Source organism: Streptomyces sp. NBC_01261 (assembly GCF_036226385.1).
Classification (GTDB): domain Bacteria; phylum Actinomycetota; class Actinomycetes; order Streptomycetales; family Streptomycetaceae; genus Streptomyces.
Window position 1 is genome coordinate 2,782,330 of record NZ_CP108463.1, and the last position, 14,432, is coordinate 2,796,761.

General features: G+C 69.1%; 11 protein-coding genes. 7 read left to right on the top strand and 4 right to left on the bottom strand.

What is annotated here, in order from left to right:
• Positions 1–29: 29 nt before the first annotated feature.
• The 4 genes from OG226_RS12030 to OG226_RS12050 all read right to left on the bottom strand — a co-directional run bounded on the left by OG226_RS12030 (position 30) and on the right by OG226_RS12050 (position 6,501).
• Entirely contained in the window at positions 30–434 is a 405-nt protein-coding gene (locus OG226_RS12030) for a hypothetical protein (RefSeq protein WP_329348886.1), read from the bottom strand.
• A gap of 1 nt (position 435) precedes the next feature.
• Entirely contained in the window at positions 436–2,892 is a 2,457-nt protein-coding gene (cas3, locus tag OG226_RS12035) for a CRISPR-associated helicase Cas3' (protein ID WP_329348887.1), read from the bottom strand.
• Positions 2,893–2,963: 71 nt separating this feature from the next.
• Positions 2,964–4,057 (bottom strand): IS630 family transposase gene (locus tag OG226_RS51545; RefSeq protein ID WP_443066882.1). Its coding sequence is split into 2 segments (ribosomal slippage): positions 2,964–3,601 and positions 3,601–4,057, totalling 1,095 coding nucleotides; the frame shifts between segments, so codons are not numbered across the junction.
• A gap of 1,697 nt (positions 4,058–5,754) precedes the next feature.
• The gene (locus OG226_RS12050; protein ID WP_329348890.1) at positions 5,755–6,501 is read right to left on the bottom strand and encodes a DNA-methyltransferase; all 747 of its coding nucleotides are present in this window, start codon (positions 6,499–6,501) and stop codon (positions 5,755–5,757) included.
• Positions 6,502–7,080: 579 nt separating this feature from the next.
• On the opposite strand from OG226_RS12050, the gene OG226_RS12055 reads away from it, so the two are divergent.
• The 7 genes from OG226_RS12055 (at position 7,081) to OG226_RS12085 (ending at position 14,362) form a co-directional block, all read left to right on the top strand.
• Positions 7,081–8,226, top strand: coding sequence for a C40 family peptidase (locus OG226_RS12055; protein WP_329348891.1), 1,146 nt, complete (start codon positions 7,081–7,083; stop codon positions 8,224–8,226).
• Positions 8,227–8,313: 87 nt separating this feature from the next.
• Positions 8,314–8,622 (top strand): DUF6112 family protein, encoded by a 309-nt coding sequence (locus OG226_RS12060; RefSeq protein ID WP_329348892.1) that lies wholly within the window; start codon positions 8,314–8,316, stop codon positions 8,620–8,622.
• Entirely contained in the window at positions 8,622–9,311 is a 690-nt protein-coding gene (locus OG226_RS12065; RefSeq protein ID WP_329348894.1) for a hypothetical protein, read from the top strand. The genes OG226_RS12060 and OG226_RS12065 overlap by 1 nt, the downstream gene beginning before the upstream one ends.
• A 27-nt stretch (positions 9,312–9,338) precedes the next feature.
• Complete coding sequence (locus OG226_RS12070) at positions 9,339–10,733, top strand: SCO6881 family protein (protein WP_329348895.1); 1,395 nt, start codon at positions 9,339–9,341, stop codon at positions 10,731–10,733.
• A 141-nt stretch (positions 10,734–10,874) separates the two neighbouring features.
• Positions 10,875–12,341 carry an SCO6880 family protein gene (locus OG226_RS12075; RefSeq protein WP_329348896.1) on the top strand — a complete coding sequence of 489 codons (1,467 nt, stop codon included), beginning with the start codon at positions 10,875–10,877 and terminating at the stop codon, positions 12,339–12,341.
• Between the two features lie 34 nt (positions 12,342–12,375).
• On the top strand, positions 12,376–12,828 hold the full coding sequence (locus OG226_RS12080; protein WP_329348897.1) for a DUF6238 family protein: 453 nt from the start codon (positions 12,376–12,378) through the stop codon (positions 12,826–12,828).
• A gap of 28 nt (positions 12,829–12,856) precedes the next feature.
• Positions 12,857–14,362 carry an ATP-binding protein gene (locus OG226_RS12085; protein WP_329348898.1) on the top strand — a complete coding sequence of 502 codons (1,506 nt, stop codon included), beginning with the start codon at positions 12,857–12,859 and terminating at the stop codon, positions 14,360–14,362.
• Positions 14,363–14,432 lie beyond the last annotated feature (70 nt).

Below are 14,432 nucleotides of genomic sequence, written 5' to 3' on the forward strand. Positions count from 1 at the left end.
CAATCGGGGCGAGGTTCAGCGGAGAAGGATCATCCGGTGGTCAAGTCGGCTGGTTCCACACACAGACCGCGATCGATGCGGTATATGACGCGGACACCGGCCAGCACGATGTGGCCGTCCTCCAGGACGAGCGGACGGTATTGCCTCAGCCAGGGGCTGGCCCGAAACAGCGGTGGCACAGCGACCCGCCGAACGGCATCAACCACTCCAGGATGAATGCCGCCAGCGGCCTCCAACTCCAGTGACGAATCCAGCAGGCCCTGAACCACCTCGCTGCTGCTCGCGTTTACGGTTGACCGCAAATCCACAGGGGCCCCACCCGCGAGCGGGACGACCAGCGGCGAGTCGGGCAGCCGGCACACGACGACGACGCGCACCGCCGCTCCCGCCTCTTCGTCCGACAGACAGGCCGCGGCCTCGTCGTCGAGTATCACTTCAGCGCCCTTCGTCTCGCCGGTAGCTCTCCTGGCGGGTACGGCCCGCCCCGGTCGCCTTCGCGGTCAACTCCCACAGCTGCACATCGTCCCGGGGCTGCGGCAACCGCACAGCCTGCGCGTTTTCCTCCTTGCGGGCGATACTCCGCCCCAACTGCCCAGCCGCCTTCACCCACTGGTCCTCCCACCCCTGCGGGCACTCCAGCGCCTCACCGGGCCCGTAGACCAGGTCGACGAGCTGCTGCACCTCGTGCGGACAGTTCAGCCGAGTACGGTTCCGCAGCAACGCCCAGGTGCGCAACAAGACCGACTCCGCGTACACGTGAGTCGTGTACGGCGGAAACGCGATCTTCTTCCGCTTCTCCTCCACGCCGGTCAGAGCCATCAGCAGGCCGGGCCGGTCATCGCCGCGCCGGTGCCGCTGAATTCGCCCCATTCGCTGAATCAGGCTGTCGATCGGAGCCAGGGCGCTGATCATCACGTCGAAGTCCACGTCCAAGCCCCCTTCCAGCAACTGGGTACCCACGACGATCGCCCGCAACGGTCGCTCAGCCGTTCCTCGATCATCCGGTCGCCCGAACTTCGTGCGGATCTGAGTCTCGACGCGTGCCCGATGTGCCTGAAGGAGTTGCCCGTGCAGCAGGAAAACCTCCGGCCGCTCTTCGGACGGCAGTTGGTCCACACACTCGACGATCTGCTCGTAGGCGTCGACCGCATGCTGGACAACGTTGTGGACGACGGCCACGCAGCGGTCCAGACAGGCTTGCTGCACAGCCCACTCGGCACGCTCCTCGAAGTCGACGCGCACCAACTCCACCACCCGGTCTGCGTTCAGCGAGGAAGCCTCCACGTCTACTGTTTCTGCCGCGTGAGTCTCGGTGTCCGCCCACGTCACCCGCGGGTACGCACCGGCATGCAGTTCTGACAGCGATGGCTCATGGGGCATCTCGCCCGACGCGCCCGCGCGCCAGCTTTCCACGAGTGTGTGTTGTCTACGGGCCGGTAGCGTCGCGGACAACAGCACGACCGGCACCCTCATTTTCCCCAGCCACCACAGCAGACGGTCCATCAGCGTGGACATGTGGACGTCATAGCCGTGGACTTCGTCAAACACCACAACCTTGCCCGACAGCCCCGACAGACGCACGAAAACATGGCTGGAACGCAAGGCCGCCATCAACGCCTGGTCGACCGTGCCCACTCCCAGGGGCGCCAACAGCCCCCGTTTGTGAGCGAACCACTCGGCCGCATCTCCGTCACCGTCTCTTCCGCCATCAACGTCGACGCCGACCGGACGTACCGCCTCGGCTGCATCCGCCTCCGCTGACCGGGCCTTGAGATACTCACCGGCAGTCGAATGCAGCAATCGAACCGGTGGCGCTTCCTGCCCGTGCAGGAGTTGATCCACGACATCGAACGCCTGATTACTAGTGACACGCGACGGCATCGCCACATAAAAGCCCCGCAGACCGAACCGACGCACCAGCGTGGCCGCCGCCTGCAAAGCGGCCTTCGTCTTCCCCTCGCCCGTCGGAGCCGCCACCACCACGATCCCCGGACCTCGCATCCGGCTCACCACGTCCTCGACCGCAACCTGGACGGGATGCGGCGTACGCTCCTCGGCAAAGAGCGAGCGGAACCTCGTGTCTTCAGCCGGCCGCCACGGCCGCCACGCCAGCCGCTCGACCTTCTTCACCTCAACCTGACGTGCCTGCACCAGATATGAGGCCAAGTCGACGTCCGTGCCGACGTAGTCCTCCTCCGCCCTCGCGGAGGCAATCCAGTCGCTGACCGACGTCAGCCCCGCCAGCCCCACCACGGCCTCCGGGCTCAGACGCACCTCGTGCCAGGGCAGGCCTTCCGGCTCCGGCAATCCCCACAACTCAACGACCCTGCGCACCAGATGATCACAGCCTGCAGCCCACCGAGGACCACCGTTGTCCCCCACCGCCTGTCGGGCCTGCTGTACCGACGCCGCCCTCGGGATCACGCCGTGGTGCCCGCCCAAGGCCCACGCAATCGAGCGAGCCGCAGCCGGCACTGCACCCCAGGAACGCAAAATCCGCAACCAGTGCACCACCGTCAGCACCCCGTGATGGCAGTCTGTGCGCGCTCCACTCCTCTTCCACTGCACAAGCCGCCGAATCTGCACCGCAGCCACAGGCCCCATGGACTCCGCAGCAATGTCCTCGCGCAGTCCCTGAAATGTGGGAGAAAACTTACCCAGATCATGCAGCCCGGCCAGAACCGACACCCAGCTCGCAGCATCACCCAGCGGGCCGAACGCGTCTACCAACTCTTGCCGACAGTGCGGCCCCAGCAACACGTCCAGCAGCGTCTCAGCCACGACCGCCGTATCAAGTGCATGGCAAATCAGAGGATGCGGAACAGAACCACCGCCCGCCTTCCCCCAAGGTCCGCAAACGTCCAAGCCGCCATCGCGCCCAGAATCAGCCACGCGCCTATCCAAACCGACCAACCGCCCTGGCTACTACGATTTTTGAACTTCCCGAGACACAGAGCCATCCCTTACTGACCTTTTCGGATTGGCTTCGGGGGATCTGGGGTGAGGGTCAGTCCGGTTTCGGTGAGGCAGCCGTTGATGAGTTCGGGGTGACGCTGGATGTGGGCGAGCCCTCGGCGGAGGGTGCGGGTGAGGTGGTCGGGATCGGTGAACGCGGTGTTGGCCATCGGCCCGCGCCGTAACCACGACCAGATGCCTTCGACGGGATTCAAGTCCGGGCTGTAGGAGGGTAGTTGGACAACGGTGAGCCATTCATGGCCGGCTGCGTACTCCCGCATTCCGACAGCACGGTGGGTGTTCAAATTATCCCAGACGACAATAATCGGGGCGCCGAGTTGCAGGTGCGCGCGGACCAGGAGGTCACGGTAGTCCTGCCAGGCAAAACTCTTGCGTGCGCCTTTGAGGAGCAGGTGAAAGCGGGGCCGGTAGATCAGCCGGGACCGTTCGCCCGGCCGGTAGCAGCAGAGTGCGGCGACCGAAATCCGTCGCCGGCACCGTCCACGCACCCGGACCACGGGAGTCTGCCCGCGCCGGCCCCACGTGCGGGCGCGTGGCGGCGTCATCGCGAACCCGGCCTCGTCCTCGAAGACGATCCAGGCATCGAGCGCCGCCGCGGTGCTTCCACCTGCGGCCACACGTCCTTCTTCCAGAGCCCGACCGCGTGTTCGTCACGTTCCAGCGCGCGACGGGCCGGGCTCTGCCAGGACCAGCCGTGGCGGTGCAGAAGCCGCCACACTCCCGCGATCGAGCAACTGACCTCGAACCGGCGGCCGATCAGCGTTCCGACGCGTTCCAGGGTCCACCGCTGATCTTCCCAGCCATGCGCAGCCGGCCCTTTGGCCAGCTCCCCTTCCAGCAGAGCGAACCGTTCATCCGACAGCTTCGGCAGTTTCGCGGGCCCCTTCGACCTCAGACCCTCGATACCGCCTTCACGCCAGTCCCGGCGCCATTGCTCCACCGAACGCTCACTCACCCGCAGGTCCTTGGCGATGTCCGAAGTCCTGTCACCTCGTTCGAACCTCTGCCCGGCCTCCAGCCGGATCCCTTCACGCGCAGCCCGCCGCTCAGCAGTCAGGCCCCCACCATCCGCGTACCGCATAACACCGGCATACCGCAGGGATCACCCAACGTCACCACCCGAAGGCAACCCGAAAAGGTCAGTAACCACAGGTCAAATCCCCTTCCGGACCCACTCCACTAGGCTGACAACGCTTGAGCCCGGCACCGCAAGCTCCTTGACAACACAAAGCAACAACGCCACCCCGGCAGGAAAGCCAGCACAAGGCCCGACGGACGACCGGCCGCAGACCTCCCCGCTGACGCGGGGGGGCATTCCGGTGAGCTGCTACGGCCCAACCTGCGAGAAAAAGCGACTCCCGCCGACGCGGGGGTGTTCCGTGTGCCGTACGGACGGGTCGAGGTGCATGGGCGTGGTCCCCGCCGACGCGGGGGTGATCCGGCGGTCCCGTCGGGCGTAATCCGAACCTGAACGTGGTCCCCGCCGAGGCGGGGTGTTCCGCCGTTTACCCTCGAACTCGTGCACGATGACTTGTGGTCTCTGCCGATGCGGGGGTGTTCCGTTCGTGCGGGGGCTGAAGATCTCGATCACGGAGTGCTCCCCGCCAACGCGGGGGTGTTCCGAGCTGGCAGAGGATGTTGCTGTCGGCCTTGGAGTGGTTCCCGCCGACGCGGGGGTGATCCGCAGATCGGGTTCCCCTTCGAGTGGCTGGCGCCGTGGTCCCCGCCGACACGGGGGTGTTCCGTCGCTGAGGCATACAGCGCGATGCCCGAATCGGTAGTTCCCGCCGACGCGGGCAGGACGCATCGCCGGGGCGACCTAGTTTCCATTTCATTGGATCACCCCCGCGTCGCGGGGACACGAGCCCAACTCGTAGATCAGCACCCCCTGTTACGGATCACCACTGCGCTGGCGGGGACCACCCCGGCGCCGGCATAACCCACCACTGCGACGGCGGATCACCCCCGCGTCGGCGGGGACCACCTTGTCCAAGGTCGGTAGACGGGGCCACTTTTCGGTTCACCCCCGCATAGGCGGGGAGCACGCCTCCCTGAGGCTGGACAACCAGGACGGCCACGGTTCACCCCTGCGTCGGCGGGGACCACTGGACGATGAGCATGTCCCCGAGCCTCCCCGAGCTCCGATTCCGGTTCACCCCCGCGTCGGCGGGGACCACGTACAACGAGGGCGCCCCGACTCCGGACACGACGTGGTCCCCGCCGACGCGGGGGTGTTCCGGGCGTCAGGGTCCTGGCGCCTTGATTAAGGGACGTGGTCCCCGCCGAGGCGGGGGTGTTCCGCGGAGCGAGTTGCTGGACTCGGCGCGGATGCCGTGGTCCCCGTCGACGCGGGGGTGTTCCGGAGACCAACTCCCAGTGGCTGAACGGCCGTTCGTGGTTCCCGCCGACGCGGGGGTGTTCCGCGGCGTCTGCTGCTGCTCGGCTCGTTGGCCCGGTGGTCCCCGCCGACGCGGGGGTGTTCCGCGGCGTCTGCTGCTGCTCGGCTCGTTGGCCCGGTGGTCCCCGCCGACGCGGGGGTGTTCCGTGGGCGGCGATGCTCGATGAGGCTTCCGAGCGGTGGTTCCCGCTGACGCGGGGTTTCCAACGGTGACGGTGACCATGACGAGGATGCCGACTCGGGACTGTTCCGCGGCGGAAGCCGACCGCGCGGCCGTGTTCGCGGTGGTTACCGTCGATACGGCGGTGAGTGCTCCAAGCCTCGATGCTTTGACCACTCACCGCTACGTGGGCCGCGAAGTCGGTGTTGAGATCTCATATTCATTCCTCCGGCCCCGCCAGAACGAAGTCCTCCTGGGTCAGTTCCGCCTGGAGCCTCCGCTCGGCGACCTTGGCGTAGTGCGACGACAGCTCGACCCCCACGAACCGTCGACCCTCGCGCAGAGCGGCAACGCCCGTGGAGCCGCTGCCGGTGAACGGGTCGAGGACCGTTCCGCCCTCGGGGCAGATCTGCACGAGCTGCTGCATCACCTCGACCGGCTTCTGGGTGATGTGCATCCGGTCCTTGCGAGGCTGCGAGGCGATGAAGTGGCCGGGCAAGTACAGGTCGCGGTCCCTTTCGAGGCTGCCCTTGACGCCCCAGGTGATGAACTCGGACGACTGCTTGAACCCGCCCTTGCGAGGCCGGCTGGCGGGCTTGATCCACGGGATCGTGCCGCTCCAGGTCCAGCCCGCCATCTGCAGGGCGTCGGACGTGGTCGGCTCCTGGCGCCAGTCCGAGAAGACGACGGCGATCGCATGCTCGGTGGCGGCCCGGTACGCCTCGGTGAGCAGGGCGGTCAGCCAGCTCCGGTAGCTCCGCTGGTCGCGGTTTTCTCCGGGGAAGTTCTGCAGGTCGTGCGCGCTGTTGCTGGTGACGTACTTGGCGCGTGCGGTACGACCGGTGCGATCCGAACTCGTACGACCACCGGAGTTGTACGGCGGGTCGGTGATGACGGCGTTGACGCTCTCGTCCGGGAGGGTCTTCAGCACGGTGAGGGCGTCGCCTCGGTGCAGCGTGTAGCTCATGTGCGGGGCCTCTTTCAGGGCGCGTCGGGACTCGGCCCGCTCCGGACGGCGCTCAACAACCGTCGTTCGGGGCGGGGTTGCGCCGGACGGTATCCGCGATTTCCGGCCGCACCCAACGAACCGCCCCCTGCTCCGGATCCGGCCCTGGGAGCCGTTTGGTGCGGCCGGAATCCCCGTCTACTGTCTCGCCAAGTCACCCGGACGGAGCCCCCGCTCCACCCCCACTGACCTGTACCTATCCGTGACATCTCATCCAACAGAGCTGCCCGGAAGACGAGTTGGCTCCTGCATTCCGGAAGCCGTGAGGAGAACGGTGTACCGCCTGAGATTACGAGCGCGGCCGGCTGCCGCGCGTGACCCGAGACCGGTGTCCGGGAGCTACCAACTCCCCTGACCCGGGCCCGCCTTGAGAGGCGGATTCACATCGGCGCGGTGCCGACGGCCTTGCACGAGAAGTCGGCACCGCGCCTCCTGCGAACCACGAGGAGCCGCTGCGATGCAGCATGCCCTGATACCCCCGCGTCCCGACCCAGCACCACTGCCCGGCCGACATCACCGTCTCGGTGAACGGCGGCGGTGATGAAGAAGACCACCGGGGCCGTCGTCGGTCTCATCGGGTCCGGTTCGCTCCTTCTGACCGTTCCGATCCTCGCCGTCGGTGCCGGGACTGCTTCGGCCTCGTGCTCGACCGGCGGCGCACAGGCTGTGGACACCTCGGCCGTTGCCGCTCAGGTGAAGGCGATCCTGGACGGCGACACCAAGGAGACCGTCTCCGTGCCGGGGCTGGACGATCCGACCGAGCAGGTGCCCAACGCCAAGACGATCCAGGCCACCGCCGTCGCCATGAACATCCCGGCCCGCGGGCAGATCGTGGCCCTGGCGACCGCCCTGCAGGAGAGCCGTCTGCGCAACGTCACCTACGGCGACCGTGATTCGCTGGGTCTGTTCCAGCAGCGTCCGTCGCAGGGCTGGGGCACGGTGAACGAGATCCTCGACCCGGTGCACTCAGCGACCAAGTTCTACGAGGCGCTGGAGAAGGTCTCGGGCTGGCAGTCCCTGTCCATCACCCAGGCCGCCCAGGCGGTGCAGAGGTCCGGCTTCCGCGACGCTTACGCCAAGTGGGAGCCCCTGGCCACCGCCTTGCAGCAGGGCATCGCGCCCCTGCTGCCGACGGCCAGCGACGGATCAGCGAGCGCGTCGGAGTCCGGCTCGGCCGACACCGGCAGCAATTCGCCTACTACCGCAGGCAGTTGTACGGCCGACGGAGACGGTACCGACTTCGGAACCATCCCCGCCGGGGCGGTGCCCGCCGGCTACAAGATCCCTGCCGACGCCCCGGCGAAGGTCCGGACAGCGATCCGCTGGGCACTGGGCCAGCTCAACACCCCGTATCAGTGGGGCGGAAGCTGCACCAACTCCCACGGGTCGAACCCCATGGGCCGCTGCGACTGCTCCTCCCTGATGCAGCAGTCGTACAAGGCCGCCGGGCTCACCCTGACCAGGACGACGTACACGCAGGTCAAGGAGGGCAAGGCGGTATCCGTCGACGCCCTTGAGCCAGGCGACCTCGTCTTCACCGAGGGGACGGCCCAAGTCCCTGAGCACGTCGGCATGTTCATCGGCCAGGGCCTGATCATCAACGCCCCGCACACCGGTGACGTGGTCCGTATCGCGACCCTCGCGTCCTGGAAATCGCAGATTCTCGCGGCCCGCCGAGTCGTCTGACTGGCGCTTCCCCCTCCCCTCTTCTTCTCGCACCGCTGCTTCGCCCTCGCGGGCTTTGGCGTGCATTAAATCGAACTGGAGTTCTTAATGTTTCTCGCCGACAAGGTCGTCCAGCTCGCCTACGACCCCGGGATCAAACCGAACGAGGGCGGGCTGCCGGGCCTTCCCGTCCTCAAGCAGGTGATCGGCTCCATCAACCTCTTCGGGATCATCGCCGTGGTCGGCGCGCTCGCCGTCAGCGCGGGCGTGTGGGCCTGGGGCCACCACTCCGGCGGTCACCAGGCCGAGGCCAACGGCAAGAAGGGTGTGCTGGTCGGTGCCGGCGCGGCCCTCCTGCTGGGTGCCGCGAACGGCGTGGTCGCGTTCTTCAGCACGCTGGGAACGCAGGTCCACTGATGCCTGCCCACTCCACGAACCCCGGCGGCGCATCCCGCGTGCGCCGCCGGGCGCTGCTCGGCACCGCCGTCCTGGTGGTCCTCGTCGCCCTCGCCGGCCTGGCCGCCTACCTCACCCGCGACAGCAGGGAGACCTCCAACTCCATTGCCTCTCAGGCGAGTTCGGCCGCCCCCTCTTCCTCGCCCGCTTCACCGTCCACGTCGGCCTCCCCGAGTGCGCACCCACGCTCGCTCTCGGTTCCGCCGGACACCCACGATCCGGTCGTGTTCGGGAAGGCCGCCGCCGTAGCGCTGTGGTCCTACGACACCCGCGCGTACTCCCGGGCGCAGCTGCTGGCCGCGCTGCACGGGTGGCTGACCACCGAGTCCAGGTACGCCGACTCCGCCTCGGTCGAGGCGGTCGTTCCCTCGGCCGTGCTGTGGAAGGAGATGGCCGCCAACGGCCAGTTCGCCACCGCCGCCGTGAACGAGGGGCACTTCCCGGACTCGTTCACCCAGGCCCTCCAGGCGGATCCCGGAACGATCACGCAGGCGTACGTCTACGCCGTGACCGTCTCCGGCAAGCAGTCGATCGCCTGGAACGGCTCGCCCGCCGGCGGTGCTGAGAGCCGTGTCACCACGCTCGCGGTCCAGTGCCGTCCCTCCCGTTCCTGCGCTCTGGCCGGCGTCATGCCGTCCGTCGCGCCCTGACCCGCACTCCAGAAAGGAGGTAGCGCCATGGGAGTCTGCGACTACCCGCTGATGGACAAGGTGTGCGGTGCTGTCGACTTCGCCACCAACCCCGCCGGGACCGTCACCGACGGCATCGGAGCGTGGATCGCGAAGTCGGCGGGCCAACTGGCCGCCAGCGCTGCGGATCTCGCCGCGAAGGCCGTCAACGAGACCACCGCCATCGATCTCAACGCCGGCTGGTTCCGGGACAACTACGAACTCCTGCTGCCCATCGGACTCGCGCTGACCGTCGGCACGTTCTGCATCCAGTTGATGTCCGCGGCCTGGCGACGCGACGAACGCGCTCTCGCCCAGGCGGCGATCGGCACGATGACCGGCGTCCTGTTCTCCTTCTGCGCCGTCGCCTTCACATCCGTCGCCGTCACCGTGGTCGACGCACTGTCCGACGGTCTGTTCCAAGCGGCCAACACCTCGGTCGACGACGCGGTCCGGCGTGTGGTGAAGGTCAGCGAACTGGGGGCGATGTACAGCCTGGGCTGGGGCGTCCCATCCCTGGTCGCCCTCGGCTGTGCGATCGGCGCGTTCATGTACTGGGGCGTGATGGTCGCCCGCAAGGTCGGCGTCCTGGTCCTGGTCGCCCTCGCCGTGTTCGCCGGATCCGGCGGCGGCTGGGAGGTCGCCAAGCGATGGCGGCGCGGCTGGATCGAGGCCACCGCCACCCTGGTCGTCTCGAAACTCCTGATGACCGTCGTCTTCCTCATCGGCGTCTCGGCGATGGGCAAGTCGGACACCCACGACGGCATGGCCGCGCTGTCCGACGCGATGGCAGGCATCGTCGTGATGGTCCTGGTCCTGCTGTGCCCGTACGCCACCTACAAGTTCGTCCACTGGGCCAGCGACGGCGGCGGCCACGACGACGTGCACCGCACCGGCGTCGCCGGCCTGGCGGTCGCCGCCGGAGCCGCGAAGACCGCGGGCAGCCTCGCGATGCAGACCCGGACTGGTACCCCTGCTCCGCAGGGTCCCAGCCAGGTCCCCGGCGCGGGCAGCGACGGAGTCGCCTCCGGGATCAACCCCTCCGGCGGCAACCTCAGCAAGGAGGGCATCAACGGCGGAGTACCCAAGCCGCAGACCCGGTTCCGGTACGGCGAGGACCCCAACGCCTCCGGCGACAAGGGCCGAGCCCTCATCCAGCGCCCCGGCATCCCGCCACTGATCACCCGGCCCGGCGAGGGCGACTCCGGAGGTTCCGAACGGGACGCCCAGGGTGAGCAGTTCGCCGGTGCTTCGGCTCCGGGCGGCAGCATGGCTCTCGCTGGTACCGCAGCCCCCGGGAGCGCGAGCGATCCTGCCGCGCCGCCGTCCGCCGGTCCGTCGGCAGCCGGTTCCCCAACGCCGACAAGCTGGGTGTTCCCCACCCAGCCGCCTTCGGAGTCCTGACCAACTCCCGGACAGGGGGCGGGCTGCACCCGCAGCCCGCCCCCTGTCCCGCCGCACCACCGATCAGACGGAGCCTGCAGTGACCTCCAGAAGAGCGCCACACGCCTCGCCCTCCGCCCGCACCCACCGTCTGGAACCACCATGCCCGACAAGCCCCAAGTCACCACGGCCACCGTGAAGTTCCCACACCGCAGCAGGCGCGGCATCCTGCTCGGCCTAACCGCCCCGCAACTGATCGCCGTCACTCTCACCGGCCTCCTCCTGCTCGCCGTGATCCTCACCCGCGGCGTGGCCGGCGCTCTCGAACTCATCCCTCTCTGGGTCGCCATCGCCCTGTTCGTCTTCGTCCGCCACCGAGGCCGTGCCCTGGCCGACTGGGCTCCGATCGCCACCCGCTACGTCCTGCGCCGGATGCGGGGCCAGCTTGTCTGGCTCACCCGGCCCTCCCGGCGCCCGGTCCGCGAAGGACTCCTCCACCTGCCCGGCACCGCGGCCAGCCTGCGGGTGGTCACCGCCCCCGACCGCCGCTACGGCGCGATCCACAACCCCCACACCGGCACCCTGACCGCCGTCGTCAAGGTCTCCTCCCGCGCCTACGCACTGCTCGACCCGGGCACCCAGAACGCCAACGTCACCGGCTGGGGACGCGCGCTGGCCGCGCTCGCCCGCACCGGTCAGGTCGCCCGGATCCAGGTGATCGAGCGCACCGTCCCGGACTCCGGCGACGCCCTGCGCCGCTACTGGGAGGAACACGGCAAGCCCGAGGCCCCGGTAGCGGGCGCGATCTACAACGAGCTGATCCAGAGCGCGGGTCCGGCGGCGGCTCCGCACGAGGCCTACGTCGCGATCTCGCTGGACGCGAAGGCCGCACGGCGTCTGATCAACCAGGCCGGAGGCGGCCTGACCGGGTCCTTCAGCGTCCTGGCACAGCTGACCTCGACCTTCGACCAGGCCGCGCGAACCGCCGGGCTCAACCCCACCGGCTGGCTCACCGCCCGCGAGATCGCGGCCGTCGTACGCACGGCGTACGACCCCAAGTCCCTTGCAGCACTTGACCGTTGGTCCACCACCGGGCGCCCTGAGGCTGAGCCCGCCGCTGCCGGACCCGTCGTGGTCGTCGAGAAGGCGGACCACATCGCGACCGGCTCGGCCGTCCACACGACGTACTGGGTGGAGAACTGGCCCCGCACCGAGACCTCGGCAGGCTTCCTGCACCAGCTCCTGTTCACCGCCGGGATCCGGCGCACGCTCTCCCTGTCGTACGAGCCGAAGGGACTGGACGCCGCCCTGCGCGACGTCCAGCGCAAGAAGGCCAGCGTCATCGCGGACGCCGCCGAGCGCGCCCGGCGCGGCCAGGTCGGCTCCGAGGCCGACTCGATCGAGTACCAGGACATCAAGTCCCGTGAGCGCCAGCTCATCGCGGGCCACGCGGATGTCGCCCTGACCGGCCTGCTGACCGTCTCGGCCGACAACGAGGAGGAACTCCGTTCCGCCTGCGCGGTCGTGGAGACCGCGGCCGTCGGCGCCCAGCTCGATCTGCGGCCGCTCACCTGGCAGCAGGCCGAAGCGTTCACCGCCGCCGCCATGCCGCTCGCCCTCGCCGCCTGACGGCGCCCGTCCCTCCCTCCGAAAGTGCACCCCCATGTCCCGCACCGCCGGCCCGACCTCGCAGGACTTCGTGCCCTTCGCCACCGCCGCGCTCGACTTCCACCGCGCGCTCAACATCCCAGGCGGTCCACTGGTCACCACGCGCGCCGAGCTGGACGCCCTGCACGCCCACCTCGTCGCGCTGCACGGTCTGCTCGACGCCCATACCGGCCGCACCGGACAGCTCGTCCCGGCCGAGGGCGACCACCTCCGCGCCGCCCGCACGCGGATCTGGCAGGCCGCCGACCACGTCCACGCCGCCTACCACGCGGCACCCCGGCCGGACTCCGGCGAGGTGCCCGACCGTGAGGCGTGCCAGGCCCAACTGCCCGAGGGTGCACCGGAGTTGACCATCTGCCAGCGCCACCAGCGCACCGCGCACCTGGTGCGCCGCCGCACCACCCCGGCCGACCTGCACACGCCGTTCACCGGCCTCGTCCGCCGCTGACCCGCCCTTTCTGTCTGGAGAAACCTTCATGCCCCGCATCCGCGCCAGCGCCTCCCCCCTGTTCGTCCCCCGCAAGGCAACACGCGCCGAGCAGCGGGCCGCCCGCGCCGGTTTCGCCGCAGCCCGCCACAAAGCCCGCCGCGCCACCGCCCCGCCGAAGCACCGCGCCGAACAGACCCTCGACCCTCAACTGCGTCCCACCTACCCGCCATCCGGGCGCCCCGGCCCCGCCTCCGCCCGGGGCGGCAAGCTCAACCTGCCCGCCCATCGCATGACCACCGCCACCGTGTCCGGCGCCTACCCGTTCCTCGCCGAGGGCGGCCTGGGCGCGGAGGGCATCTTCATCGGCAGGGACGTGCACGCCGAAGCGGCGTTCTGCTACGACCCGTTCTCCCTGTACAGCAGCGGCCGGATCGAGGGCTTCACCAACCCGAACGTCGTCCTGGCCGGGATCATCGGCATGGGCAAGAGTGCGCTGGCCAAGTCCATCGCCACCCGGGCCATCGCGCACGGCTACCGGGTCTACGTTCCCTGTGATCCAAAGGGCGAGTGGACGGCCGTCGCTCAGGCCCTCGGCGGCTACAGCATCGCGCTCGGCCCGGGACTCCCCGGCAGGCTCAACCCCCTGGATGCTCCGGCGCGGCCCGCCTCGGTGAGCGAAGGCGACTGGTCGACCGAGGTCCGCAAGCGCCGCCTCCTGCTCCTGGCGGCCCTGGCCCGCACCGTGCTGAAGCGCGATCTGATGCCGATGGAGCACACCGCCCTGGACCTCGCGCTCGACCTGGTCGCCGCCGAGGCCGACGCCGGCGGCGCGGTGCCGCTGCTCGGCGATATCGCGCACGCCCTCGGCTCACCCGAGCGTCTCGACCGGGCCCTCGGCGACCAGGCCGGGCGCATGGGGCCCGCCGCGCAGGATCTCGCGCACGCCCTGCGCCGTCTGGTGCACGGCGACTTGAGCGGCATGTTCGACGCTCCCTCGACGGTGGCCTTCGACCCGACCACCCCGATGCTGTCCATCGACCTCTCCCGGCTCGGCGGCTCCGGCGACGACACCGCCCTGGTGCTCGCGATGACCTGCGCGAGCGCGTGGATGGAGTCCGCGCTCGCCGACCCGGACGGCGGCCGACGATGGGTGATCTACGACGAGGCCTGGCGGGTGATGAGGCACGTCGGTCTGCTGGAGCGCATGCAGTCCCAGTGGAAGCTCTCGCGCGGACTCGGCATCGCCAACCTCATGGTCATCCACCGCCTCAGCGACCTACTCAGCGCGGGCGACGCCGGCTCGCGCGGCCGGGTACTGGCCGAGGGCCTCCTGGCCGACTGTTCCACCCGCATCATCTACCGCCAGGAACCCGACCAACTCGCCGCCGCTGCCTCATTGTTGGGCCTTACCGGCATCGAGACACAGGCGGTGTCCGCCCTGACGAAGGGTCGGGGCCTGTGGAAGGTCGCGGGCCGGAGCTTCATCACCCAGCACATCCTGCACCCGGCCGAACGCGAGCTGTTCGACACCGACGCCCGCATGGCCGCCTAGCAACTAGCCATCTCTCAAACGGAGTTGAACCATGCCATCGACCGAACGGCGAGCGGGCCGCCTTGACGAG